At 71.5% G+C, this 24331-nt stretch carries 23 protein-coding genes; 10 read left to right on the top strand and 13 right to left on the bottom strand.

Annotation, left to right across the window (positions count from 1 at the left end; genetic code table 11):
• Window positions 1-87: 87 nt before the first annotated feature.
• The gene (locus ACIQ9E_RS12675) at window positions 88-678 is read right to left on the bottom strand and encodes a TetR/AcrR family transcriptional regulator (RefSeq protein WP_403706090.1); all 591 of its coding nucleotides are present in this window, start codon (window positions 676-678) and stop codon (window positions 88-90) included.
• 102 nt (window positions 679-780) lie between these two features.
• Between ACIQ9E_RS12675 and ACIQ9E_RS12670 the strand changes: the two genes are divergently transcribed.
• A complete protein-coding gene (locus tag ACIQ9E_RS12670) occupies window positions 781-1371 on the top strand; it encodes a dihydrofolate reductase family protein (RefSeq protein ID WP_403706088.1) in 591 nt (196 codons plus the stop codon).
• A 47-nt stretch (window positions 1372-1418) separates the two neighbouring features.
• On the opposite strand, the gene ACIQ9E_RS12665 is transcribed toward ACIQ9E_RS12670, so the two are convergent.
• From ACIQ9E_RS12665 to ACIQ9E_RS12630, 8 genes are all read right to left on the bottom strand, one after another.
• Window positions 1419-2261: a TIGR03619 family F420-dependent LLM class oxidoreductase gene (locus ACIQ9E_RS12665; protein WP_403706086.1), complete on the bottom strand. Its 843-nt coding sequence runs from the start codon at window positions 2259-2261 to the stop codon at window positions 1419-1421.
• A gap of 347 nt (window positions 2262-2608) precedes the next feature.
• Window positions 2609-4168 (bottom strand): APC family permease, encoded by a 1560-nt coding sequence (locus ACIQ9E_RS12660; protein ID WP_403706084.1) that lies wholly within the window; start codon window positions 4166-4168, stop codon window positions 2609-2611.
• A gap of 266 nt (window positions 4169-4434) precedes the next feature.
• Window positions 4435-5886, bottom strand: a complete 1452-nt coding sequence (locus ACIQ9E_RS12655; protein WP_403706253.1) for an aldehyde dehydrogenase family protein — start codon at window positions 5884-5886, stop codon at window positions 4435-4437.
• A 224-nt stretch (window positions 5887-6110) separates the two neighbouring features.
• Complete coding sequence (locus ACIQ9E_RS12650; RefSeq protein WP_403706082.1) at window positions 6111-7850, bottom strand: amidohydrolase family protein; 1740 nt, start codon at window positions 7848-7850, stop codon at window positions 6111-6113.
• A 217-nt stretch (window positions 7851-8067) separates the two neighbouring features.
• Complete coding sequence (locus ACIQ9E_RS12645; RefSeq protein ID WP_403706080.1) at window positions 8068-9198, bottom strand: LLM class flavin-dependent oxidoreductase; 1131 nt, start codon at window positions 9196-9198, stop codon at window positions 8068-8070.
• Window positions 9199-9484: 286 nt separating this feature from the next.
• Entirely contained in the window at window positions 9485-10390 is a 906-nt protein-coding gene (locus ACIQ9E_RS12640; protein WP_403706078.1) for an SDR family NAD(P)-dependent oxidoreductase, read from the bottom strand.
• Window positions 10391-10412: 22 nt separating this feature from the next.
• Window positions 10413-11372, bottom strand: a complete 960-nt coding sequence (locus ACIQ9E_RS12635) for an LLM class F420-dependent oxidoreductase (RefSeq protein WP_403706076.1) — start codon at window positions 11370-11372, stop codon at window positions 10413-10415.
• A gap of 159 nt (window positions 11373-11531) precedes the next feature.
• On the bottom strand, window positions 11532-12269 hold the full coding sequence (locus ACIQ9E_RS12630) for an SMI1/KNR4 family protein (protein WP_403706074.1): 738 nt from the start codon (window positions 12267-12269) through the stop codon (window positions 11532-11534).
• A 109-nt stretch (window positions 12270-12378) separates the two neighbouring features.
• Here ACIQ9E_RS12630 and ACIQ9E_RS12625 point away from each other — a divergent pair, with 109 nt between their 5' ends.
• The 8 genes from ACIQ9E_RS12625 (at window position 12379) to ACIQ9E_RS12590 (ending at window position 19789) form a co-directional block, all read left to right on the top strand.
• Window positions 12379-12834, top strand: coding sequence for a GNAT family N-acetyltransferase (locus tag ACIQ9E_RS12625; protein WP_403706072.1), 456 nt, complete (start codon window positions 12379-12381; stop codon window positions 12832-12834).
• A 272-nt stretch (window positions 12835-13106) separates the two neighbouring features.
• Window positions 13107-13457 carry a polyprenyl synthetase gene (locus ACIQ9E_RS12620; RefSeq protein WP_403706071.1) on the top strand — a complete coding sequence of 117 codons (351 nt, stop codon included), beginning with the start codon at window positions 13107-13109 and terminating at the stop codon, window positions 13455-13457.
• Window positions 13447-14505, top strand: coding sequence for a polyprenyl synthetase family protein (locus ACIQ9E_RS12615; protein WP_403706251.1), 1059 nt, complete (start codon window positions 13447-13449; stop codon window positions 14503-14505). Before ACIQ9E_RS12620 ends, ACIQ9E_RS12615 begins: the two co-directional genes overlap by 11 nt.
• Window positions 14506-14604: 99 nt before the next feature.
• On the top strand, window positions 14605-15771 hold the full coding sequence (locus ACIQ9E_RS12610; protein WP_403706069.1) for an oxygenase MpaB family protein: 1167 nt from the start codon (window positions 14605-14607) through the stop codon (window positions 15769-15771).
• Between the two features lie 244 nt (window positions 15772-16015).
• On the top strand, window positions 16016-17044 hold the full coding sequence (locus ACIQ9E_RS12605; protein WP_403706067.1) for a hypothetical protein: 1029 nt from the start codon (window positions 16016-16018) through the stop codon (window positions 17042-17044).
• A 65-nt stretch (window positions 17045-17109) separates the two neighbouring features.
• Window positions 17110-17478 carry a GntR family transcriptional regulator gene (locus ACIQ9E_RS12600; RefSeq protein ID WP_403706065.1) on the top strand — a complete coding sequence of 123 codons (369 nt, stop codon included), beginning with the start codon at window positions 17110-17112 and terminating at the stop codon, window positions 17476-17478.
• 40 nt (window positions 17479-17518) lie between these two features.
• Complete coding sequence (locus ACIQ9E_RS12595; protein WP_403706063.1) at window positions 17519-18049, top strand: GNAT family N-acetyltransferase; 531 nt, start codon at window positions 17519-17521, stop codon at window positions 18047-18049.
• 573 nt (window positions 18050-18622) lie between these two features.
• On the top strand, window positions 18623-19789 hold the full coding sequence (locus tag ACIQ9E_RS12590; protein ID WP_403706062.1) for an RCC1 domain-containing protein: 1167 nt from the start codon (window positions 18623-18625) through the stop codon (window positions 19787-19789).
• Between the two features lie 365 nt (window positions 19790-20154).
• Here ACIQ9E_RS12590 and ACIQ9E_RS12585 read toward each other — a convergent pair whose 3' ends face one another.
• From ACIQ9E_RS12585 to ACIQ9E_RS12575, 3 genes are all read right to left on the bottom strand, one after another.
• Window positions 20155-20733, bottom strand: a complete 579-nt coding sequence (locus ACIQ9E_RS12585; RefSeq protein WP_403706060.1) for a TetR/AcrR family transcriptional regulator — start codon at window positions 20731-20733, stop codon at window positions 20155-20157.
• Between the two features lie 9 nt (window positions 20734-20742).
• Entirely contained in the window at window positions 20743-21654 is a 912-nt protein-coding gene (locus ACIQ9E_RS12580) for an SDR family NAD(P)-dependent oxidoreductase (RefSeq protein ID WP_403706059.1), read from the bottom strand.
• Window positions 21655-21809: 155 nt separating this feature from the next.
• Entirely contained in the window at window positions 21810-22310 is a 501-nt protein-coding gene (locus tag ACIQ9E_RS12575; protein WP_403706057.1) for an RICIN domain-containing protein, read from the bottom strand.
• A gap of 427 nt (window positions 22311-22737) precedes the next feature.
• Here ACIQ9E_RS12575 and ACIQ9E_RS12570 point away from each other — a divergent pair, with 427 nt between their 5' ends.
• Window positions 22738-24003 carry a PIG-L family deacetylase gene (locus ACIQ9E_RS12570; protein WP_403706056.1) on the top strand — a complete coding sequence of 422 codons (1266 nt, stop codon included), beginning with the start codon at window positions 22738-22740 and terminating at the stop codon, window positions 24001-24003.
• A gap of 52 nt (window positions 24004-24055) precedes the next feature.
• Here the strand turns inward: ACIQ9E_RS12570 and ACIQ9E_RS12565 are convergent, their stop codons facing one another.
• A complete protein-coding gene (locus ACIQ9E_RS12565; RefSeq protein WP_403706249.1) occupies window positions 24056-24298 on the bottom strand; it encodes a DUF397 domain-containing protein in 243 nt (80 codons plus the stop codon).
• Window positions 24299-24331: the final 33 nt, after the last annotated feature.

The following is a 24331-nucleotide window of genomic DNA, read 5'->3' as shown; positions in this document are numbered from 1 at the left end:
CAGCGTGGGGGTACCACCCGGGCCGCCAGGCCCAGGGGGAGTGCCGTAGCTGTCGTCGCGGGCCCGACAAGATCGCCCGGACAGGGCCTAACCGCCCTCCGGGCCGGCGCCCACGATCCGCTCCACCGCCGCCGTCACCAGCGCGTCCCGCTCCTCCGCCGAGTACAGGTCCGGCAGCGTCAGCTGTTCGAGGATCAGCCAGTTGAGGGCCGGGATCAGCAGCCGGACGGCGGTGGCGTCCCCGGGCAGGCCCGACTGTTCGTGGTAGGCCACGTTGGCCTCGATATCGGCCCGGATCCGCTCGGTGAGCACCTTCCGCAGTTCGGGACGGCGGACCGCCTCCAGCCTCAGCTCCAGGAGAGCGAGGTAGCCGGTGCGGAAGGATGCCACGCGTTCGACGAGTTCGCGCATCAGCCGCGCGTACGTCTCCCGGTCGCGTCCGGCCGTCTCCGTCCTGGCGACGGTGGCCTCGTCGGGCTGGTACCGCTCGTAGACCCGGGCCCCGGCCTGGGTGAGCAGATCGTCGCGGTTGGCGAAGTAGTTGGAGGCGGTCCCGTTCGGGACCCCGGCTTCGGTGTCCACCGCCCGGAACGTCAGCCCCCGCGCTCCTTCGCGGGCCAGCACCTCGATCGCGGCGTCGACGAGGGCGGCACGCCGTTCATCGTTCCTTCTCACCATGGGCTTCGCACCGGACTCCCCATCATTGACACCACTCCATATGTAGTACTACGTTCTGACCACTTCAGACAGAGTACTACGGACTACGGAAGGACCACCGAGATGCGAAAGCTCGTGTACTACGTCGGCGTGACCCTCGACGGCCGTATCGCCGGCCCCGGCGGCGAGTTCGACTTCTTCCCGCAGGGCGACGAGAAGCAGAGCGCCGCGTACACCGCCTGGATGTCCGCGGCCTACCCGGAGACGGTTCCGACGGCCTTCCGCGCGGCGTCCGGCGTCGCGGACACACCGAACCGCGCCTTCGACACCGTCGTCATGGGGCGCGGAACCTGGCTGCCGGGCCTGGCGGTGGGGATGACCAGCCCGTACGCCCATCTGCGGCAGTACGTCGTCTCCAGCACCCTCGACCCCGCCACCGACCCGGCGCTCACCGTCGTACCGGACGATCCACTCGGCCTGGTCCGGAAGCTCAAGCGGGAGGAAGGCGGCCTCGATATCTGGCTCTGCGGGGGCGGCAGGCTGGCGGGGACGCTGCTGCCCGAGATCGACGAGCTGGTCTTCAAGAGCTATCCGGTGGTCGCCGGTGCGGGGATCCCGGCCTTCGACGGCGGTTTCGATCCGACGGCCTTCGACGTCCTCCAGCGGACGGCGTTCGACAACGGGGTCTGCGTCACCCGCTTCGTACGCCGCTGAAGGGGGCGCCCCGGGGTGCGGGAAGGCCCCCCGCACCCCGCGTCCCCTCAGTCCAGATAGCGCGCGAAACCGTCGAGCGCCCGCAGCATCCCGTCCCCCTCCTCCGCGGGCATCAGCATCACGACCTCCTCGATGCCCAGTTCCGCGAAGGCCTCCATCCGCTCGGGCGTGGGGGTGACCGCGTACGGCACGACCTGGAGTGCGGCCGGGTCGCGGCCGGCGTCCTCCCAGGCGGTACGGAGGACGGGCAGCGTCTCCCGCAGGCCCGCGCCGTGGAGGGGCAGCCAGCCGTCCCCGTACTCCACGATGTGGGCGAAGAGCTTGGGCCCGGCCGCGCCGCCCAGCATGGTCCGCGGGGCGCCGCCGCGTACCGGCTTCGGATGGGCGAAGGACGCGCTCACCGAGCCGAACACCCCCTGGTACCCGGTGGGCTCGTCCGCCCAGAGCGCCCGCATCAGGCGCATCCGGTCCAGGACCAGCTCCCGGCGGCTCGACCATTCGACGCCGTGGTCGGCGGCCTCCTCACGGTTCCAGCCGTAGCCGACGCCGAGGGTGAACCGGCCGCCGGAGACATGGTCCAGGCTGGCGGCCTGTTTCGCGACGACGATGGGGTCGTGCTGGGCGAGCAGCAGGACCCCGATGCCGAGGTGCAGCCGGGAGGTCACGGCCGCGGCCTGGGACAGGGCGACGAAGGGGTCGATCAGCCTCCCGTACCAGCGGGCGACTTCACCTCTCTCCGCGGCGTACGGGAAGGGGGTGGCGCGCTCGACGGGGATATGCGTGTGCTCGGGTACGTAGAGTCCGTGGAAGCCGCGCTCCTCCAGCTCCTGCGCCAGTCCGATCGGTGTGATCGTCTCGTCGGTCAGGGCGGCGGTCACCGCGATGCGCATCCCAGCTCCTTCGTGGTCGACGGTCGGGCTGTGTGCGACGCCGCGGCGGGCCGTACGGTGCGCCGTTCCTGTCCCTGTTCCCTTGCCTGTTCCCTTGCCTGTTCCTGTTTCTGTTCCTGTCCCTGCTCCTGCGCCCGTTCCCGTCCCCGCCCGCCACGGCGGCACCACTGGGCAACGGCAATACCGTGCCGTACCTCTTCCTTCCCACAGCGGCGGAACCCGAACAGTCGTTCATGGCGCGGACCGGGACGCCGGGACACCGCGGGCGGGGCCCGGGTACGCGGACGGGCCGGGGCGCTCGGCCCCGGCCCGTCTCCGCCGGCGCGGCGTGCCCGCCGCGGTGTGCGTCAGTCGTTGATCACCAGTGAGGGCGTGTCCCGCTTGAGGACCTCGCCCCGGAAGAACGCCGGGCTCGTGCGCCGCATCACCAGCATGATGACCAGGCCGAGGAGGAGCAGACCCACGCCGATGACGAAGACCGTGCCGACGCCGCCGACGGAGGAGCCGCTGTAGGACGGGTCCCACATGTCGTACAGCGTCTTGGCGAAGACCGCGGCCAGCATCAGTCCGCCGAGGACCGGGAAGAGGCCCTTGTAGACGAAGTCGCGGCCGGTGCGGAAGATCTCCTTGCGGAAGTACCAGGCGCAGGCGAAGGCCGTCAGCGAGTAGTAGAAGCAGATCATGAGGCCGAGTGCGTAGATGGTGTCCGTGAGGACGTTCTCGCTGAGGAGCGTCATGACGGTGTAGAAGGCGCCGGTGCCGACACCGGCCACGACGGTCGCCAGGCCCGGGGTCTTGAAGCGCGGATTGACCTTCGAGAAGGAGGCCGGGAGCGCCTCGTACGCCGACATCGCCAGCACGGTCCGGGCGACCGGGATAAACGTGGTCTGGAGGCTGGCGGCGGCGGACGCGAGGACCGCGACGAAGAGCAGGACGCCGAGACCGGTGCCCATGATCGGGCCGGCCAGTACGGCGAAGACGTTGTCCGAGGTCTCCGGGTTGGCGAGGCCGAGGCCCGTCTCCCCGGAGCCGACCGCCATCTGGGCCACGACACCGGTGACGAGGTACGAGCCGACGAGGACGACCATCGCGATCAGCGCGGCCCGGCCGGGGGTCTTACCGCTGCCGGTGGTCTCCTCGTTGGCGCTGAGACAGGCGTCCCAGCCCCAGTACATGAAGATCGACAGGGAGAGTCCGGCGGTGAAGGCGGCGAAGGACTCGATGGCGAAGGGGTTCAGCCACTCGGCGGAGAAGGAGAGGGAGGTGTCGAAATCCCCGGCCTTGCCGAGCGCCATCACGACGAAGATCGCGAGGACCAGGAGCTGGAGCCCGACCAGGGCGTACTGGACGCTCTTGGTGGCCGTCATGCCCCGGTAGCTGATCGCGGTGGCAATCGCGATCAGGACCAGGACGGTGAGGATGTGGACGGCCTTGTTGTCGTTGAGCGCGGCCACCGAATCGCTGCCGGTGATCTCGCCCGCGAGCAGCCAGAAGAAGGAGGTCGCGACCCCGGCGAGGTTGGAGAGCACGATGATCGTGGCGACGACCAGGCCCCAGCCGCACATCCAGCCGATCTTGGGCCCGAAGGCCTTGACCGTCCAGGTGAAGGAGGTGCCGCAGTCGGGCATGACCCGGTTCAGCTCACGGTAGGCGAAGGCGACCAGCAGCATCGGCAGGAAGCCGGCCAGGAAGACCGCGGGCATCTGGAGGCCGACCTCGCCCGCGGTGGAGCCGAGGGTGGAGGTGAGGCAGTAGACGGGCGCGACGGTGGAGATGCCGATGACGGCGCTGCCCATCAGCCCGACGGAGTTTCCGCCGAGCCCTTTGCCGCGCACGCCACCGCCCCCGCCGGGGGCGGCGCCCCTTACCGTGTCTCCGGCCTGCGGCCGGGCATCCAACTGAGTCATGGACAGGACGGTAAACGCTGCGGTTTCCACATCCGGAGGCCATCCGTCCGGATATCGAACCCTTGATTTCCGGGGTGAGTCTGGTTCATTGCCTGCATATGAAAGCTTGATGACGATCGTCAAGCGCAGCTTGTAAGGCCTGACGGCGTTTTTACGGCATACGATAACCGCAGCCCTGCCCGTTTTGCCCCTTTTGAAATTTTCCACTGAGCCCTCAGCGAACACCGGCCGGGAGCCACCCCGCCTCCGCAGGCCCCGGGCCGGGCTCAGCGCCCCGGCCAGACCAGGGACTGGATCTCGCTGTACGCGTGCAGGGCGTACGAGCCCACGTCGCGGCCCACTCCGCTCATCCGGAAGCCCCCGAACGGCGCCTCCATATTGCGGGCGACCGTATTCACTCCCACCCCTCCCGACCGCAGCAGTCCCGCGACCCGGAACGCCCGCGCCGGGTCGCCCGACCAGACGTAGTCGATCAGGCCGTAGTCGCTGTCGGACGCCAGGGCGACGCCCTCCTCCTCCGTATCGAAGGGGAGGACCACGACCACCGGCCCGAAGATCTCCTCCCGGACCACCCGCATCCCGCTCGTACAGTCCGCGAAGAGCGTCGGGGCCGTATAGCAGCCCCGGTCCAGGGCGCCGCCGGTCGGGCGTTCGCCGCCCGTGACCAGCCGGGCACCCTCCTTGCGGCCCAGTGCGACATAGGACTCCACCCGGTCCCGGTGGGCGGCGGAGATCAGCGGGCCGACGACCGTCGCCGGGTCCGCCGGATCGCCGACCGGCAGCTTCGCCGCGTACGCCGCCAGCATTCCGGTGATCCGTTCGTACACGCCCCGCTGCGCGAGCACCCGGGTCGGGGCCGTACAGATCTGACCGCTGTAGAAGGAGAACGTCGTCCCGATCCCGGCGACCGCCGCGCCCAGGTCGGCATCGTCGAAGACCAGGGCCGCGCCCTTGCCGCCCAGCTCCATCAGCTGGCGTTTCATCCCGCGCCCGCAGACCTCCGCGATCCGGCGGCCGACGGCGGTGGAGCCGGTGAAGCTGACCATGTCGACGCCGGCGGCGTCGACCGCCGCCTCCCCGGTCTCCGGGGACGAGCCGGTGACCACGTTCACCACGCCCGGCGGGACCCCCGCCTCCGCCAGGGCCGCCGCCAGCCGGAACACCGACAGCGGATCCTGCGGGGCGGGTTTGACGACGACCGTGTTGCCCATGGCCAGCGCCGGGGCGACCTTGCCCGCCGGATTGGCCCACGGGTTGTTGTAGGAGGTGATGCAGGTGACGACGCCGACCGGACGGCGGACCGCGAGCGCGCCCAGCAGCCCGCCGCCGCCCATCGGCCCGGCGGCGGTGAGCTGCGGCGGCAGGGGCTGTTCGACCGGTTCCAGAGCGCCCCTGGCATAGCGGCGGAAGCGGGCCGCGGCCACGCCGACCTGCATGGCCCGCGCGGTCCCGGTGGTCGCCCCGCTCTCCCGCCGGGCCAGCTCCGCCGATTCCGCGGCGTCCCGCTGGATGATCGCGGCGGCCGTATCCAGGATCCGGGCGCGCTCCTCGGGGCGGGTGCGCGACCAGGGCCCGAAGGCGTCCCGGGCGGCCGAGACCGCGTCGTACACCTGGGCGCGGCTCGCCTCCGGCGCGGATCCGACGGTCTCCCCGTTCGCCGGGTCGATGATCGCGTACTGCCCGCCGTCGGGCACCACCCACTCCCCGCCGATAAACAGCCGCCCCTCCGGTGACCGGGCCTCGGAGCCGGTGGCCCGTACCCGCCCCCGGGTGCCGGAACCGGTGCCGGTGGCCCGCGCACGGCCGCCGGTGCCGGTGCCGGTGCCGGTGCCGCGCGCCCGTCCGTGGCCGTCGGCGCCGGCCTCCCCCGCCCGGCCATCCGAGCCGCCCGTCCCCGCCCGGCCTGCGGAACCGCCCGTCCCCGCCCGGCCTGCCGAGCCGGTCACCGGGTCGGCACCGTTCGCGTGTCCCGGCCCGACCGCAGCACGGTTCCCGGTACGGCTCCGGTCACCCGGTCCTCCCGGATCGTCTCCACCCCGTTGACCCGCACCGACACCACCCCGATCGCCTCCGAGTCCAGCCGGGGGCTGCCGCCGGGCAGATCGTGGACGAGCCGCGCGGGCCCGGCGTCGATCCGCTCGGGGTCGAAGAGCACGAGGTCGGCGTGGTGGCCCTCGGCGATCCGGCCGCGTCCGCGCAGCCCGAAGAGCCGCGCGGGATCGTCGGTGAGCATCCGTACCGCCGTCTCCAGCGGCACCAGCTTCCGCCCGCGCAGACAGTCCCCGATAAATCGGGTGGTGTACGGGGCCCCGCACATCCGGTCCAGATGGGCGCCCGCGTCGGAGCCGCCGAGGAGTACGTCCTCGTGCTCCCAGGTGCGGCGCCGCAGCTCCCACGAGGCGGGGTCGTTGTCGGTGGGCATCGGCCAGAGCACGGTCCGCAGTCCGTCGCGGGCGCAGATCTCGACCAGGCAGTGGAAGGGGTCCTGGGCGCGTTCGGCGGCGATATCGGCGACGACCCGGCCGCTGAGCCCCTCGTTCCCGGTGCTGTACGTGTCCCCGATGACGTACCGGGCGAAGTCCGCGAGCCGCCGGAACACCCCCGCCTCCGGGGATTCGGCGCGGCGCAGCAGCTCCGCCCGTACCCCCGGATCGCGCAGTGCCGCGATCCGCTCCGGCACCGGGAGGCCGAGGACCTCGCCCCAGCCGGGGATCAGGTTGAGCGCGCAGAAGGTGCCGAGGGACATATTCATGGGGGCGAGGATCGGCATGGTGAGGGCGACGATCCGGCCGCCCGCGGCGCGGGCCCGTTCACTGGCCAGCAGTTGGCGGGGCACCCGGTCCGGGACGGCGGCGTCGACGGTGAGGACGTTCCAGTTGAGCGGGCGTCCGGCCGCGGCGGTCATGGCGACGAAGAGGTCGATCTCTTCGTCGCTGAAGCGGTCGAGGCAGCCGGCCACGATCGCCTCCAGCTGGGTCCCTTCGTGTTCGCCGACGGCCCGGGAGAGCGCGAGGAGTTCGTCGGGGCGGGCGTGGCGGGAGGCGACGGGTTTGCCGTCGCCGTCGGAGTGGGTGCCGGACTGGGTGGTCGACAGGCCCCAGGCACCGGCGCGCAGGGCGTCGTGGAGCAGGTCCACCATCGCCGTGAGCTGTTCGGCGGTGGGCCGGCCGCCGATCGCGGCCTCGCCCATGACGTACCGCCGCAGCGCGCAGTGGCCGACCATGAATCCGGCGTTGACGGCGATCCGGCCGTCCAGCGCGTCGAGATAGTCGCCGAAGGTGTGCCAGTTCCAGGGCGCGCCCTCTTCCAGGGCGATCAGGGACATGCCTTCGACGCGGGCCATCATCCGCCGGGTGTAGTCGGCGTCGGCGGGACGGCCGGGGTGGAGGGGGGCGAGGGTGAAACCGCAGTTGCCGCCGGCGACGGTGGTGACGCCGTGGTTGAGGGACGGGGTGGCGTAGGGGTCCCAGAAGAGCTGGGCGTCGTAGTGGGTGTGCGGGTCGACGAAGCCGGGGGCGAGCACCAGACCGGCGGCGTCCTCCGTGGTGCGGGCCGCCTCGGTGACGGTGCCCGGCGGGGCGACGACGGCGATCCGGCCGTTCCGGAGTCCGACGTCGGCGGGGTACGCGCTCGTTCCGGTGCCGTCCACGACGGTCGCGGACCGGACGAGGTGGTCGAGCATCGTCTCTCTCCTCCCTGGGGCGCGGTCGCCCGCGCGGGGCGGCCGCGGTTGTGCCCCCTCGCTCCCGGTCTCTCCCGGTCTCTTCCGGTCTCTCCCGGTCTCTCCCGGTGTCTCCCGGGCGGGCGGCGGGCCGCCGTTCCCGGCGCCCGGTCGAACGGCTCAGGCAGGGCACCTCGGTCACTTCAGACAGCCGGACGGCTCCGCCGGGGCTCCCCGGTCACGCCGCCCCCGCGGCGGTCTGCCGGAAGCGGGTGGTGCGGTGCACCGGGTCGGTGTCGATATGCGGGATCACATGCTCGCCGATCAGCCGGATCGTGGTCATGGTGTCCTCGTACGAGATGCCGATCGGCAGCCCGAAGGAGAGCTGGTCGGCGCCCGCCTGCTCCCAGCGCTTGCACTGCCTGCGGACCTCGTCCGGATCACCGCAGATCATCAGCTCCTCGGCGATGAGGAGTTCGACGATCTCGGCGGTGTAGTCGGGCAGCAGCTCGGGCCATTCGGGGATGCCCTCGGGGCGGGGGAAGGTGTCGTGGTAGCGGAAGAGCAGCGACTGGAGGTAGTTGAGCCCGCCGGAGACGGCGATCTCGACGGCCTGGTCGTGGGTCTCGGCGCAGATCGCGGTGGAGGTCACCATGACGTTGTCGTTGACGAAGGCGCCGATGGGCTCCGCCTCTCCGATCGCCGTCTTGTAGGAGTCCAGGACCCACTCCATATCGGAGACCTTCTGGACGCTGAAGCCGAGGACGCCGAGGCCCTTCCGTCCGGCCATGGCGTACGAGGGGGGTGAGCCCGCCGCGTACCACATGGGCGGATGGGCCGTGCCGTACGGCTTGGGGAGCACCTTCCGCGGCGGCAGGGACCAGTGGCGGCCGGTGAAGCCCTCGTACTCGTCCTGGAGCCACATCTTCGGGAACTCCGCGATCGTCTCCTCCCACATCTCCTTGGTGTGGTTCATATCGGTGATGCCGGGAAGGAAGCCGAGGATCTCGTGGCTGCCCGCGCCGCGTCCGGTGCCGAATTCGAACCGGCCTTCGGAGAGGTGGTCGAGCATCGCGGCCTTCTCCGCGACCTTGACCGGGTGGTTGACGGGGGCGAGGGGGTTGAAGATGCCGGAGCCGAGGTGGATGCGGTCGGTGGCGTGGGCGAGGTAGCCGAGGAAGACGTCGTTGGCGGAGAGGTGGGAGTACTCCTCCAGGAAGTGGTGCTCGGAGGCCCAGGCGTATTTGAAGCCGGCGCGGTCGGCGGCGACGATGTACTCGGTCTCCTCCATCAGCGCCTTGTGCTCGGCGAGCGGGTCGGTCTCGGCGCGCTTTCCGACGTATCCCTGTACGAAGATCCCGAATTCCACGGGTGGTTCACCGTCCTTGGTTCTGGAGGTTCTGGGTCCCGGCGGGGTTCGTGCGCGATGGTGTCGGCTCCCGGGTGTTCCCGTTACGGGCGACCCGGGGCGACCCTGGCGTCCCGGATGTTCCGGATGTCCCCGGCATTCCGGGCGGAGTGGCATCCCGGCACCCGGCGAACTCCGGATTCATCCCACCTGACACACCGTCAGATAACTGCCGTCGACTGTTCCACCACCCCTCCGCGACGTCAATAGCTGATGATCCGTCAGATCAGTTGGCCTGGGAGCGGATTCAGCCCGCGGTGACCCCGGCCAGCCAGCCCCCGTCGATGACGATCGGCTGCCCGGTGATGTACGAGGAGTCCTCGCAGCTCAGGAAGAGCACCAGCCGGGCGATCTCCTCCGGCCGCCCGGACCGACCCATGGGCACCAGCTTCCGGTAGAGCGCCGCCGCCGACTCCCGGGCCTCCTCGGGATCGGCGCGCGGGTTCAGCACGGCCGGATCGGTCATCGGGGTGTCCACCGCCCCCGGGCAGACCGCGTTCACCCGGATGCCCTTGGCCGCCAGCTCCAGCGCCGCGACCCGGGTCAGCCCGATCACCGCATGCTTGGAGGCGGAGTACGCGCCCAGATACGCCATGCCCGTCATGCCCGCGTACGAGGCGATATTGACGATCGTGCCGCCGCCGGCCGCCTCGATCTCGGGCGCCACGGCCTTGATGCCGAGGAAGACCCCGACCTGGTTGACCTGGGTGATCTCCTGGAACTCGGCCGCCGGGGTGCGGACCAGCCGGTTGAAGCGCGATATGCCCGCGTTGTTGACCAGTCCGTCGATCTGCCCGAACCGGTCCTTGGCGGTGGCGACGGCGGCCGCCCAGTCCTCCTCCCGGCCCACGTCGAGCCGGACGTAGACCGCGGTCTCCTCGCCCAGCTCGTCCGCGACGGCCGCGCCCTGCTCGTCGAGGACGTCCCCGAGGACGACCCGGGCGCCCTCGGCGGCGAACAGCCGGGCCTCCGCCTCGCCCTGCCCGCGGGCGGCCCCCGTGATCAGCACGGTCCGCCCGGCCAGCTTCCCGGCGCCCACGCCCGCACCCGTACCCGTACCCGTACCCGTACCCGCATCCCTACCCGTACCCGTACCGGCATCCGCACCCGCACCCGCACCCGTACCGGCGTCCCTACCCGTGCCACTGCTCATCGGCCCATCTCCCAACGTCTTTTCAGGGGTTCAGCTGCGGGGCGACCTCGGCGGCGAAGGCCGCCATCTGATCGGTCAGCTCACGGCAGCTACGACTGCGGAACCGGACCTGTATCTGTGTCACGCCCATCCGGGCGTAGGCCCGCAGCGACTCCGCGAGCGCCTCCGGCTTCCCGGCCAGGGTCCGCCGCCCTACCGGCCAACCGGGATCGCCCACGTACAGCGGTTCGGCGATGGCGCCGATCACGGCGGGTGCTTCGATACCGGCCGCTTCCCGGAGCCGCCGCAGCCTCGCGATCTTCGCGGGCAGTTCGCCGCGGGGGTCGCCCTGCGGGAGCCAGCCGTCACCCTTGAGCGCGGCCCGGCGCACGGCGGCGGGCGATGAGCCGCCGACCCAGACCGGTACCTGTTCCTGCGCGGGCCGGGGACGCTGGCCGAGCCCGGAGAAGGCGAACAGCTCGCCCCGGTGCTCCGGGAACTCCTCGGGCCCCAGGGCCGCGCGCAGGGCGTCGATCGTCTCGTCCAGCACCCTCCCGCGCCCGTCGAAGTCGGCCCCGACCGCCTCGAACTCCTCGCGGACGTGTCCGGCCCCGACCCCGAGGACCAGCCGCCCGCCGGAGAGGTGGTCCAGGGTGGCGTACTGCTTGGCGGTGATCAGCGGATGGCGCAGCCCGGCCACCGCGACATGGCTGAGCAGCCGGACCCGGCGGGTGGCGGCGGCCAGGAAGGAGAGCGTGGCGACGGGGTCGTACCAGACGGTGGACATGGCATCGGCGAGCCGCCGCGGGACGGCGATATGGTCGCAGACCGCGATATAGGCGAAGCCGGTGCGATCGGCGGTACGGGCGACCTCGACCAGCTCCTCGGCCCCGGCGCGGGCCTCCCACGGCTCGGCGTACAGGGTGCTCTGGGACTGGACGGGAAGCTGCATTCCGTACGAGAGCAGCCCTCGGGGCAGGGTGGGCAGGGTCCGCGCAGGCATCCGGCGGCCTCCTCGGCGTGAATCTGACGGAACGTCATATCTCGGCTGGGGCCCATCGTGGTACCTGGGGGCGCAGGAGACAAGGCCGCGCCGCGCTCCGGCCGGGCCCCGGCGGAAGACGGACCCGCCCTACTCCTTCGCACTCCCCCCCGCTTCTCCTCACCCCTCCTCGTCCGGGCCGAGGAACAGATCCAGCGCCTCCTCCGTACGGGCCCTGACATAAACCACGCTCCCGCCCCTGACGAGGAGGTCCGGCCCCGCGTACCAGCGGGTGGGCCGGGGGTCACCCGGCGGATAGTCCGGGAACGGCAGCCGGGCGAAGCCCTCCTCGGCGGCGAGGTCCCCTTCCTCCCCCTCGTCGTCGTCGAGCATCGCCGTCAGTTCCTCCGGCTCGTGGACCGACTCCGCGAGCACGATCTCCACGAAGCAGTGCGACACCCGCGCGAGCCACGGCTCCCACCGCTCATCGGACTTGTCGGCCAGGTCGAGCCGGACCACGACCGGTGGGTCGTCCCGCTCCGGATCGGCCGGATCGGTCACCGGTATCCCCCAGCGGCATACACCCTGGTTCTCGTCCCGGAAGACCAGCACCGCACCCCGCTCGTCCGCCTCCACCTCCAGCTCCGCGAGCGGGCGCAGCGCGTCGTGGTTGTCGGTGAGGTCGGGCCGCCGCCCGAGCAGGGCGTACGCCTCCTTCAGCGCGGCCGGGAGCCGTAGCCCGAGCCGCTCCTCGGCCGCCGCGATCTCCCCGGCACCGCAACCGTCGTCCTCGGCGAGCGGCGCGGCGCTCCACTCCGCCGCGAAGGCCCGGATGAAGTCCCACGCCGCGGCGCGGCCTGCGACCGCGCCCCGTATCCCCGCCACCATGTCCATATGCGCGACGGTACCGGCCGCCACCGACACTCCCCCGGGAGCCCGGTGGCCCCCGCCCGGTCGGGCAGGGAGCCCGGCGGCCCCCGCCCGACCGGGACACATCCCCGAAACACCCCCGGGCGACAATCCCGGCATGAACTTCACGATCGAGGACGTGCCCTGGTCCGACACCGATGCCGCCGCGCTGCGGGACGCCCAGCGGGCCGAGATAGCCGCGATGTACGGCACGCCCGACAGCGAGCCCGGCGCACCACCGTCGGCGGCCGATATCGCCGTCTTCGTGCTCGCGTACTCCCCCGACGGCACCCCTGTCGCCTGCGGCGGGCTGCGGGCGCTCGACGCCGTCACGGGCGAGGTGAAGCGGATGTACACGGTCCCCGCCGCCCGGGGCTCCGGAGCCGCGGCCGCCGTGCTCGACGCGCTGGAGTCCCGGGCCCGCGACCTCGGCTGGAGTGCGCTGCGGCTGGAGACCGGCGACCGGCAGCAGGCCGCGGTCCGCTTCTACAGCCGCTCCGGCTACATCCCGATCCCCGCGTTCGGGCCCTATCGGGACGCCCCCGACTCCCTCTGCTTCGAACGGGCCCTCTGACCGAATGGCGGGCAGTCGTTCCGCGGAGCGGAACGGGTGGGCCCGACTGCCGCGCCCCCGGTCACCGTCCCCGTACGCCCCGCCCCTGCCCGGCCCCGGAAGGCTCCTGCCCGCAACAGGAGCGAATCCGCATGCGCTTGCGTACGGGTCCCCCGTTGGAGCGGTCATCGCCCTCCGCCCTCGCACCGGCCCCCGCCCGCCCGGAACCCTTGCCGGGGGACGGGGGTACGACCGGATAACCGGACAACCGGAACAAGGGGGGCGGCAACGCCATGGCGGAACGGAAATCGGAACCGGGCAGCGGGTGGCCGGGGCCCGCACAGGGCGGCGAACCGGGCGGGAAACCGGACGAGGAGTTCGCCGAGCAGGTGGTCCTGGTGGCCGCCGGGCTCGCGGATCTGGTGCTGAGTACGGTCGGTACGGCGGTCGGCACCGCCGTCGACACCGCGCGGGGTCTGCTGCGCCGCTCCGACACCGGAGAGCTGGCGGCCGAGGCGGGCCAGGATCTCCGGGCCCGGGGCCGGCTCGCCCTGGACCGGTACACCACCCGGCCACCGGCCCATCTGGAGCTGCTGGCCCGGCAGTCCCGGTACGCGACCGGCGCCCATGCCCATGACGGCTGACCGCTACGACCCCGGGGCCTTCAAGCTCCGGGTCGATGCCGCCCTGCGCCGCTTCGTCGCCGAGGAGGCGGAGCAGCTCGTCGCCATCGACCCCGATCTGGCGCCCGTCGCCGAACAGGTCGAGGCGGCCGTGGCGGACGGCAAGCGGCTGCGCGCCGCCTTCTGCTACTGGGGCTGGCGCGCGGCCGGGCAGCCCGACAGTGATGCGCTGCTGCTGGCCGCGGCGTCGATGGAGCTGGTCCACGCGGCGGCCGTGGTGCACGACGATCTGATCGACGACAGCCCGCTGCGGCACGGGCGGCCCACCGTCCATATCGCGCTCCGCTCCGGGCAGCGGCAGCGGCAGCGGACGGCAGGTGCGGCCCGGTCGCTGGCGATGCTGGTCGGGGATCTGCTGATGGCGCTGGCCGGGCAGCTCTTCGCCGGCAGCGGGCTGCCCGCCGCCTATCTGGCCCGGGCCCGCCCGCTCTGGTCGGCGCTGGCCCGGGAGCTGATCGCGGGCGAGTGCCTGGAGATCCTCCGTACCGGTACCCCGCCCGATACGGCGGCCTCGCTGAAGGTGATCCGCTACAAGACCGCCAAGTACACGGTCGAGCAGCCGCTGCTGATCGGCGGCGCGCTCGGGGGTGCGGGCGAGCGGCTGCGGGCGGGCTTCTCGGCGTACGGGCTGCCGCTCGGCGAGGCCTTCCAGCTCCGGGACGATCTGCTGGGCCTGTTCGGCGATCCGGCCAGGACCGGCAAGGCGGCCCCGGACGATCTGCGGACCGCCCGGCCCACCGCGCTGCTGGCGGAGACCTGGCGGGCGGCGGACGCGTCCGAACGGGCCGAGCTGCGGACGCTGCTGAGCCGGGGCCGGTCCCTGGACGCGGCCGGGGTCGATTCCGTACGGACGCTGATGAACCGGCTCGACGCGCCCGGCCGGATCGAACGGATGATCACCGCCCGGGTCGAGGAGGCCACCCGCGCCCTGGACGAGGTGGCCGTACCGCGCCCGGCGGCGGCCGCGCTGGCGGCCCTGGCGCATTCGGCGGCGGTCCGCCAGTTCTGACACCTCCCACGGCCCGCCCCGATCCGCCCCGGACACGGACACGGACACGGACACGGACAACGAACACGGACAACGAACACGAGAGAGACAGGACGCCCGATGCCGTACCCCTATACCGAAGAGTCCCTCAAGGCACTGCGCAACCAGGGCGACGAACTGGCGGACGCCACGGTCGCCGCGCTCTTCGAGAGCGGTGACGTCGGAACGTTCAACACTCTGATGCGGTACGTCTCCACCGCGGGCTCCCCGCTGCCGGAAGGGCTGCCGGACGTGGCCCGCGAGTATCTGGAGACGACCGCCGCGCCGCCCGCGTGGGTCGACTGGGGCGAAATGGAGAAGGCGCGGCTCTTCTTCATCGACAACAACGTCCATATCTCCACGGCGCTGTCGTTCGCCTCGATGCCCGCCTGCTATGTCGTACCGAGGGTGGCAAGACTGCTGTCGGCGACGCACTCGCTGGCGTATCCGTCGAAGCGGATGGCGGAGACCGGGCAGTTCGTGGTCTATCTGATGCGGCCCGACGCCTTCGAGGCGGGCAGCCGTTTCGTACCGGCGGCACAGAAGGTACGGCTGCTGCACGCGTCGATCCGGCACCATCTGCTGCGCGAGGGCCGCTGGGACACGGTGGCCGACGGGGTGCCGATCTGTCTGGAGGACATGATCGGCGGGCAGATGTTCTTCTCCATGCTGGTACTCGACAGCCTGCACCGGCTCGGCGTCCATATGAGCAACGAGGGTGCGGACGCCTACTACTACGCGTGGCGGGTCGTCGGGGCGATGCTCGGGGTCGACCAGGAGGCGGTGCCGAAGACCCTGGAAGAGGCCCGGCAGTTCTCCGACCTCTATATGACCCTGCACATGGGCCCCTCGGACGAGGGCGTCAATCTGACCCGGCAGCTCGTCGAGATGTACGAGGAGGTGGTCCCGGGGACGCTCTTCGATCCGATCGTAGGGGCCTTGGTCCGCCATCTGGTCGGGGACACCTGCGGGGACTGGCTGGGGGTGCCGCGCACCCCCTGGGACACGGCGGTGAAGGCGGTTCCGCATCTGCTGGGGGTGCTGGAGACCGTGGAGGACCGTTCGCCGTACGGGGCGTGGGCGCTCGACAAGCTGGGGGATCTGGTGTCGGTATTCGAACTGTCGGCGCTGACCCGGGGGCGGGTGATGCACTACGCGATCCCGGAGCAGCTGAAGAAGGAGTTCGGGGTCTCGGGCGGGGTGCCGCCGAGGAAGCGCTGGAGCCCGCCGCCGGTGACGGTCGGCTGAGCCGGGCGGGCGGCGGGTGCCCGGCCGGAGGGAGGGGGCGGAACGGAACCCGGGCGGGCCTCTTCCGCCCGGCCCGGAGAGGCCCGCCCCCCCGGACCTCTCCGCCGCTCTCCCGCTCTCCCTCTCCGCGCCGCCCTGTGCCCTTCCCTTCTCTTCCCACTTCCCACTTCCCACTTCCCTTCGGGCCCTCCACGTTCTATTGTTCTAGTAGACATAGAACTAACCGAACCGGTTGGAGGGTGAAGTGAGACGATCAGCGACCCAGGCCCCCACGCCGGACCCGTCCGCCGGGACCCGTGCCGCGCGGCTGCGGCGCGGGTGCGTCCTGGCGCTGCCGCCGGTCGTGGCCGCAGCGGTCTTCCTGGCGGTCTTCGCTTCCGTACGGAACGACCTCCCGGCCCAGTTGGCGACGCACGCCGGGGAGGACGGCCGTGCCGACGGCTTCACCGGCCGCGGGGCCTTCGCTCTGGCCGCCGTGCTCTCCCTCTTCGGGCTCGGCGCCCTCTTCGGTGTGACGGCCCGCTTCACCTCCGGTGTCCGGCAGGCAACGGCCGCGCCCCGGCTGCTGCTCGCGGTCGGTGCGGGCACGATCGCACTCGTCGGCTATCTGGCGGTGATGCTCCTGCTCGCCAACTCCGGCGCCGCGGATCCCGCCGCCGTCCGTTTCTCCGACTGGCAGATAGCCGCAGCCGCGGCGACCGGTGCCGCGGTGGGCGCCCTGGCCTGGTTCACCGCCGGTCCCGACCCGGTCGCGGCGGACCAGGGCCTATCTGCGGGCGAGGGCGAGCGGCTCCCCCTCCGCCCCGGGGAGCAGATCGTCTGGACCCGGACGGTCACCGCGCCGGGGATGTGGGCGGCGGGTGCGATCACCTGCGCCGGGCTGACCGCGCTGGGCGCGTTCGCGGGCTGGTGGCTGCTCGCCCTGGCCGTACCCCTCGGCCTGCTCTTCGCCGCGACCGGCCGGGTCCGGGTGACGGCGGACGCCCGCGGGCTGACGGTCACCCCGGCCGGGCTGCGCGCCCCGCGAGTCCACGTCCCCCTGGACGAGATAGCGTCCGCCGCGACCCGCCCGGTCAGCGCCGTACGCGACTTCGGCGGCTGGGGCTACCGAGTCCGGGCCGGTGCGCGCGGGGTGATCCTGCGGTCGGGCGACGCGCTCGCCGTCAGCCGGTCATCGGGCGGTACGTTTCTGGTGACCGTGGACGATGCGACGACCGCGGCCGCGACGCTGAACGCCCTGGCCGACCGGGAGCGCCGCACCACGGCCGGCTGACCCGGCCCCGCCGCCCGCCCCCACCCCGACCCATCCCATCCCATCCCATCCCCTGAGAGCGAGACATGCTCTTCCGCATCGACCACCAGTCGCCGCTCTCCCTCAGCGACCAGGTCGCGGCCTCCGTCCGGCGCGCGCTCGCCGACGGTTCCGCCGGACCGGGGGAGCGGCTCCCCGCCGCCCGCGAGCTGGCGACGTCCCTGGAGATAAACCTCCACACCGTGCTCCGCGGCTACCAGAAGCTGCGCGACGAGGGCCTGGTGGAACTCCGCCGCGGCCGGGGCGCGGTGATCAGCGACGGAGCCGGCCCCGGCCGCGGCCGGCTCATCGAGCGGGTGCATGAACTCGCCGCCGAGGCCCGTGCGATAGGCCTCTCCGACGAGGAACTCCTCACCTTGATCCGCCACACCTTGAGCCCCGGCCCCACCTCGTAAAATCTCCCTCGCTCGACAACCCACCGGCGACAATGGCCCTATGGAACCCAGTATTCGCACCCGGGACGGCGAGCCCCTTCTGCTGCGCGAGGCCACGGCGGACGACTGGCCCGCGATCGGCCCGTTCTTCCACACCGTCATGGCCGCGGGTGAGACTTTCACCTTCCCCACCGACCTGCCCGAGGACGAAGCCCCCGGCTGGTGGCTGCTCCCACCGCCGGACCGGACGATCGTCGCCGTCACACCCTCGGGCGCCATCGCGGGCACGGCGAAGATGAACCGCAACCACCGGGGCAACGCCTCCCATATCGCGAGCGCGAGCTATCTGGTCGACCCCGCCCACGGCGGCCGGGGCATCGGCCGCGCCCTGTGCGCGTACAGCATCGAGTGGGCCCGCGCGGAGGGCTATCGGGCGATGCAGTTCAACGCGGTCGTGGCGACCAACGTCCATGCGATCCGGCTCTACGAGTCCCTGGGTTTCACCATCATCGGCACCCTCCCCGAGGGCTTCCACCACCCCACCGAGGGCTATGTGGGCCTGCATATCATGCACCGCCCGCTGCTGCCGTAACCCCGGCCGCCTCCGTCAGAGCCGGGCGGGGTTCGATGCCCCGGCAGCACCGGCCCGGTCCCGGAAGCCCCCGCCGCCGGACCGCTGAAGTGAAGGACCGGACAGGGCGGCTTTCCGCTGAAGCACCAGGACACATGATCCACCGCAGCCGAACACGCCCGGAACGAAGGCGTGTTCCTGGGCGGGACCCTGGCCTGCCAGAACCGCCGGAAGGCGTACGGCCCCCTGCACAGGAACGGCCCGACCCGAACAGCCGGGTTGACGGAGCGTACCGCGGCATTCCACGGACTCTGTTCCGGAAAGGCAGATCCGCGCAATTCTCCAGGTGGTTTACGCGATCCATCCTGATCCACCGACTCGGGACGGATTCATCTTCCTGATCGCCGCAACACCTGAAGGGATTATCGGGATCTCACATTCCCGCACCTTATTGACCGCGCCGCCGATCAGGTGAACCCGCGGCTCGGATAGTGCGGGCGCAACCGAATTTTCGCTACCCATGGGGCTCAACAGCTCCCCAGTGGTGCAGACCGTGCCTATGCGCCCCTGCACCACGCAATCGCGAAGGTTCCTATGAACGTGCGTCCGAACCACCATCGCCGCAGCGCCCCGGTCCGCGCCCTCCTCCTGGCGCTCCTGACCGTCCTCGCGGCCTGGACCGCCCTGCCCGCCGCCACCGCCCAGGAAGGACGGATCAAGGGCTGGGGCGCCAACGACAACTACCAGCTCGGCGGCACCCTCACCAGCGCCAAGTACAAGCCCGTGACCATCCCCGGCGCCACGGGCAGCTCCATCGACAGCCTGGCCGCCGGGTACTACCACAGCCTCTCGCTGCTCTCCAACGGGACGGTGGAGAGCTGGGGCCGCAACGCCGAGGGCCAGCTCGGCATCGGCAGCACCGCCGCCCAGGAGCAGGCGTCCACCGTGACCGGGCTGCGGGGCGTGGTCGCCGTCGCGGCCGGGAACTACCACAGCCTGGCGCTGCTCGCCGACGGCACCGTGCGCGCCTGGGGCCGTAACTCCGAAGGCCAGCTCGGAGACAACTCCGCGACCCAGCGCAACACCCCGGTCACCGTCGCCGGTCTCACCAATGTCGAGGCCATCGCCGCCGGTGCCCTTCACAGCATCGCCGTCCTCGCCGACGGCACCGTCAAGGCCTGGGGCTACAACGCCAACGGCCAGCTCGGCGACGGCACCACCAGCAACCGCATCACCCCGGTCACCGTGACGGGCCTCGCCAACGCGCGCAGCGTCGCGGGCGGCAGCGCCCACAGCCTCGCCCGGCTCGCGGACGGCACGGTCTGGGCCTGGGGCCGGGGCTCCGAGGGGCAGCTCGGCGACAACACCACCACCCAGCGCATCACCCCGGTCCGGGTCGACGGCATCACGACCGCCCGTGAGATCAGCGCCGGCGTCTACCACAGCGTCGCCCGCCTCGCGGACGGCACGGTCAAGACCTGGGGCTACAACGCCCAGGGCCAGCAGGGCGACGGAACCACCACCAACCGCCCCGCGCCCATCACCCTGGACGGAGCGACCAACATCCGCGCCATCTCGGCCGGTGGCTACCACACCCTCGTTCTCGACCGCGACGGCCGGGTCAGCGCCGTCGGCTACAACAACCAGGGCCAGATCGGCAACGGCTCCACCACCAACCAGACCACCCTCACCACTCCGGTCAACAGCCTGAGCAGCATCTCGCTGATCGCGGGCGGCGGAGAGTACAGCCTCGCCGGATAGCAACACCACGGTCTCAAGCCGAGCCCGACGGCGTCGCCCTCGCCCCGCAAGGGAGGGGGGTGACGCCGTTCGCGTGGCCCGGCTCCGTACGGCCGGACCCCGAGATCGCCGATCCGGGTCAGGCACCCCGGACCCGTCGGCGAGACCGAGCGGACCGGCGCGGACCCGGCGGTGTCCGCCGACCGACCCGGGCACCGGCACCGGCACCGGCACCGGCCGACGGCTCCGGGCCGCTCGTCGGTGTGCCGGTTGGCGCTCCCCCGTACTTCGGAAGATGCTCCCCCTCAGGGAGACGGTTCCGCCGGACCGGAAGCCGCCTCACCGCCTCCGCCCCACGGATACCCCCCTGGGCAGCCGCAGGGATGTCAGAGGCCCGGCGCGGCGGCCGACAGGCCGCCCAGCAGTGTCTCCAGGTAGCGGTGCGCTGTGTCGATCCGGTCGGCCGGGGTGCCCCCGTGCACGTCTACCGCGTGGGCGATACCGCACATCAGCGGGACCAGGTCGGCGGGGGCCAGGTCGCGGCGTACCGCCCCGGCGGCGACTGCCCGCTCCAGGAGTGCGGTACCGGCCGCGCGAAGCGACTCCTTGAGTTCCGTGGTACGCGCGAGGGCGTCGTCCGCCGCTGCGGCGACCGGGGGCAGGGACGCGTCGGTGACCTGCGCTTCAACGGTACGGGTCAGGAAACCTCTCAACGCGCGCCAGGCATCGGGGTCGGCCAGCGCCTGTTCGCCACAGGCGGCCAGGGACTCCAGACAGGGGGTGGCGACGGTCTCCAGCAGGGCTTCGGGGGTGGCGAAGTGGCGGTAGACCGTCCCGACACCGAGTCCGGCGCGCCGTGCGACATCGTTGAGCTGCAAGGGCATGCCCTGGTCGACCAGGACACGGGCGGTCGAGACGATCTGGTCCCAGTTGCGTGCCGCGTCCCTGCGCAGGGGTGTCGTCATAGGAACATGCTAGGTCGGCCGGTCGTCGGATCGGACGGCGGTGATCGGCGCGTGCCGCTCGCTGAGCCTGCGAACAGACTCGGCAAGACGAGGGTCGGTCGCCGCGCGGAACGGTGCCTCGGGGCGGGCTCGGGCGCCGATGACGATGCCGGTGCGACCGGACAGGGCCTTGTCGGTGGCCGCGGCAACGGAGGGCCTGGCGGCGACGGATGCCGAACCCGATGTCGAACGGGCGAACTTCCGGCGCACCAGCGGCCACAGCAGACGCAGCGCGGGCGAGACGATCTTCGGGTCGGTCAGGGTTCCGTTGGTCATATCGGTCGCCGCGCCTCCGGGATCGGCGGCGAAGACGGAGACGCCCGTACCGTCCAGCCGTGCGGCGAGGTCGAGCGTATAAGCGAGGTGGGCGAGCTTCGCGCGGCCGTACCAGTGGAAGCCGTAGTAGCCGCCGGGCGGCTCGACCTCGTCGAACACCCGCTTGGCGACACCGACCGCGCCCGAGGTCACGTTCACGATCCTGCTCGGCGCGCCGGCCTTCAGCGTGGGCAGCAGCAGTTCCGTCAGCAGATACGGCGAAAGGTGGTTGACGACGAACGACGCCTCGACACCGTCCACCACCCGCCGCCGCGGGAACATCGCCCCGACATTGTTGACCAGCACGGTCAGGGGACGCTCGGGGTCGGCGTGGTCGGCTGCGATCCGGCGGGCGAGTCTGCGCACTTCGTCCAACGAGGAAAGATCAGCGGACAGGAATCGGCCGGGATGCGCCGGATATGCCGCGCCGATCCGCTCGACCGCCCGCGCGCCCCGGTCGGCGTCACGGCCCACCACGGTGACCGAGAAGCCCTCGGCGGCCAGCCCCAGCGCCGTCTCCAGGCCGATCCCCGCCGTCCCGGCCGTGACGACCGCGGTCTTCCGCATGGGTCCTCCCCCGCAAGTAACGGATAGGTCATCCACTTATCCCACGGTAACACATACGGATGACCTATCCGCTTCTCCTGTGCGGGCGGGAGCGGAGAGCGGGCCGCGACACGTCCCGCCCGGCCCCCGCCGCCCCGCCGGAAGCCCCGTGCCGGTCAGCTCCAGGACCAGGTGAAGGTCTGCGGACCCGAACCGCACCAATTGATCTTCACGTTGTAGTCCCTGGCCGGGGCCTCCATGCACCACGCGGTGTTGAGGGAGTTCCGGAGCTTGTAGTGACCATTCCCCTGGTTCTCCGCGATCCACTTCTGCGAAGCGTTGGAATTGCAGTCCCACAACACCAGATTGGCGCCGGGACCGGCCGTGTCGCTGTGCGCGATGTCGATGCAGCGACCGCTCTGCACACCCTGGATGTTGTAGACGCCCGAGGAGACCTCGTGGAGGCTCCACTTCTGGTTGTCCTGGCCGTTCGATCCGTACGCCCAGATCTCGGTCCAGTTACCGGTTCCCTGACCGCGGGCATCGAGCACGGCACCGGTGAAGTCATTGCGAATGACCCATCCCGACGCCGCGCCCGCCGGACCGGTGGTGGCGAACACGGCCGCAAGAGCCGCGCTCGCAGCCAGCGTCCCTCTCAGTACAAGACGAACAAACACTCCAACTCCCTTCTTCATATCCCATTTCCCCATCTCCTTCCGGTTTTCCAGCCCAGTCGGCCCATGAACCACCCGGCCGTGGAATCCACTCCGCGAGATGCGTCGATCCGCTGCTCAGACAGGGTCGCCACGACTGCCTGATCACCCGTTCGGCCGCCACCCGGACGGGCCTGGCCCCATCGGATGGGCGGCTCCGGCCGGGCCCCCGGCGTGTCAGTCGGTCCCGCGCCCGGCCACGGGACGAACATCCATCGGAAGAACGTCAACGATGGAGAGGACTTCGGTGGACCGGAGCTGCCACCCGGCGAGAACTGCGGCCGCGCTGGCCTTGGGTGCCGCCCTACTGGCGGCGGCTGGCTGCTATCCCCCGCCGGAGACGGCGGCCGGGCCGGCCCGAGCGCAGGATCCGCCTGCCTGCCGCGGAACGATGGTGGGGGTCGCGCACCCCGATGACGACGTGTTCTTCCTGACGCCGGAGATCAGGGACACCATCCGTGCCGGGTGCCGCGTCGACACCGTCTATCTGACCGCGGGCGACGACGGCAAGAAGGACCGGCTGAAGGCACTGGAGTACGTCGACCGCAGGGAGTACGGCGTACGGGCGGCCTACGCGGAGATGGCGGAGGCGTCCAACGACTGGAAACGGGCCGATGTGCAGGCGGACGGCGTCCGCGTCCGCTCCTATCTCCTCGCCGACCAGGACCGGGACACCGATGTACGGCTCACCTTCCTCGACCTCCACGACGGGCTGCCGGAAGGGCAGAGCCCGAACAGCCTCCTCAAGCTCTTCGAGGGAGACAGGAGCAGCATCGAAGCGTTCCAGGGCGACGGCGGGAACTATACGGAGGACCGGCTGCTCTCGACGGTCTCCGCACTGGTCCGGCTGAGCAAGGCCCAGCGCATCCTCACGATGGACCACGACAACGCCTCCTTCGCCTTCGGCCTCAACGGCGGCGTCGACCACAGCGACCACGGCATCACCGCCCGCTACGTCAGGAAGGTCGGCTACACCCTCGGCATCCCGGTGTCCGCCTATCTCGGCTACACCATGTCCCCGCTGCAACCGAACCTCACCGCCGCGCAGTCCGCCGAGAAGGACGAGGTGGCGCGCTGGTACATCGCCAACCGAAGGTGCCGGGCCACCGGGACCTGCGCGAGCGTCACCCCCTTCAAGGGCCCGCTCCAGAAGGACTGGAGCCTGTGGATCCACCGCCAGTACCAGCAGAGTCCACGGGATCCGCGCGCCGGGGAGCTGCTGGGGGACATCGGCCGGACGACGTACTTCACGGGCCGGAGCCCGGAGCAGTGTCTCCACGCCGACGCCGACGCCGGCCAGGCCGATATCCGCGCCTGCGACGGTTCGCCTGAACAGAAGTGGGATCTGGGCCACGACAAGACGATCCGGCTCCGGGGCGACCGGGACTCCTGCCTGACCGCGGCAGAGGGGTCGGCCCGGCTCGCGCCGTGCAAGCCCGGCGACCCGGACCAGCAGTGGACCCGGGTGCCGTGGCAGAGCACCTCGTGGAAGCGGACCGCCTGGCAGATCTCCGGGAGCGGGAACCGCTGTCTGTACCAGGACGACCGCAAGCTCCCCGCCCGCTGGGACGCCCGCGACCGGCAGAACCCGGAGCTGAAGCTCTCCGCCTGCGGTAAGCAGCCGATGCCGGAGCTGTACTGGCGGTGGGGTGGGTGACGGCTGTGGGGGTGCTCCCCTTGCTGGAGAAAGGGGAGCACCCGACGCGGTCCTACAGGCTCGGCTCCCCGGCCGCGAAGGTCACAAAGGAGGACCAGGCGGCGGTGGGGACGTGCAGCGCGGGTCCGTCCTCGACCTTGGAGTCGCGGATCCCAATGTGAGTGGCGAAGTCAGCAACCTCGACACAACTGTTGCCGGTGCCACCGCTGTAGGAAGACTTGAACCAGGCGGTTTCGACACAGTTGTTGCCCGTGTCGCCGCTGTATGACGACTTGAACCAGGGGCCCGCAGGAATCAGGGCTATTGGGGGCGTGTGAATGTTGATGGC

This window comes from Streptomyces sp. NPDC094448 (assembly GCF_044763775.1).
In the GTDB taxonomy this organism is placed as follows: Bacteria; Actinomycetota; Actinomycetes; order Streptomycetales; family Streptomycetaceae; genus Streptomyces.
The sequence above is the reverse complement of the archived record's forward strand: the minus strand, read 5'-3'. Positions and strand labels throughout refer to the sequence as shown.

Excerpts from the sequence above, each read along its gene's own strand:
- ACIQ9E_RS12675 (WP_403706090.1), bottom strand. The coding sequence starts at position 678 with ATGGTGAGAAGGAACGATGAACGGCGTGCCGCCCTCGTCGACGCCGCG.
- ACIQ9E_RS12670 (WP_403706088.1), top strand. The coding sequence starts at position 781 with ATGCGAAAGCTCGTGTACTACGTCGGCGTGACCCTCGACGGCCGTATC.
- ACIQ9E_RS12665 (WP_403706086.1), bottom strand. The coding sequence starts at position 2,261 with ATGCGCATCGCGGTGACCGCCGCCCTGACCGACGAGACGATCACACCG.
- ACIQ9E_RS12660 (WP_403706084.1), bottom strand. The coding sequence starts at position 4,168 with ATGACTCAGTTGGATGCCCGGCCGCAGGCCGGAGACACGGTAAGGGGC.
- ACIQ9E_RS12650 (WP_403706082.1), bottom strand. The coding sequence starts at position 7,850 with ATGCTCGACCACCTCGTCCGGTCCGCGACCGTCGTGGACGGCACCGGA.
- ACIQ9E_RS12640 (WP_403706078.1), bottom strand. The coding sequence starts at position 10,390 with ATGAGCAGTGGCACGGGTAGGGACGCCGGTACGGGTGCGGGTGCGGGT.
- ACIQ9E_RS12635 (WP_403706076.1), bottom strand. The coding sequence starts at position 11,372 with ATGCCTGCGCGGACCCTGCCCACCCTGCCCCGAGGGCTGCTCTCGTAC.
- ACIQ9E_RS12625 (WP_403706072.1), top strand. The coding sequence starts at position 12,379 with ATGAACTTCACGATCGAGGACGTGCCCTGGTCCGACACCGATGCCGCC.
- ACIQ9E_RS12620 (WP_403706071.1), top strand. The coding sequence starts at position 13,107 with ATGGCGGAACGGAAATCGGAACCGGGCAGCGGGTGGCCGGGGCCCGCA.
- ACIQ9E_RS12615 (WP_403706251.1), top strand. The coding sequence starts at position 13,447 with ATGACGGCTGACCGCTACGACCCCGGGGCCTTCAAGCTCCGGGTCGAT.
- ACIQ9E_RS12610 (WP_403706069.1), top strand. The coding sequence starts at position 14,605 with ATGCCGTACCCCTATACCGAAGAGTCCCTCAAGGCACTGCGCAACCAG.
- ACIQ9E_RS12600 (WP_403706065.1), top strand. The coding sequence starts at position 17,110 with ATGCTCTTCCGCATCGACCACCAGTCGCCGCTCTCCCTCAGCGACCAG.
- ACIQ9E_RS12595 (WP_403706063.1), top strand. The coding sequence starts at position 17,519 with ATGGAACCCAGTATTCGCACCCGGGACGGCGAGCCCCTTCTGCTGCGC.
- ACIQ9E_RS12590 (WP_403706062.1), top strand. The coding sequence starts at position 18,623 with ATGAACGTGCGTCCGAACCACCATCGCCGCAGCGCCCCGGTCCGCGCC.
- ACIQ9E_RS12585 (WP_403706060.1), bottom strand. The coding sequence starts at position 20,733 with ATGACGACACCCCTGCGCAGGGACGCGGCACGCAACTGGGACCAGATC.
- ACIQ9E_RS12580 (WP_403706059.1), bottom strand. The coding sequence starts at position 21,654 with ATGCGGAAGACCGCGGTCGTCACGGCCGGGACGGCGGGGATCGGCCTG.
- ACIQ9E_RS12570 (WP_403706056.1), top strand. The coding sequence starts at position 22,738 with ATGGTGGGGGTCGCGCACCCCGATGACGACGTGTTCTTCCTGACGCCG.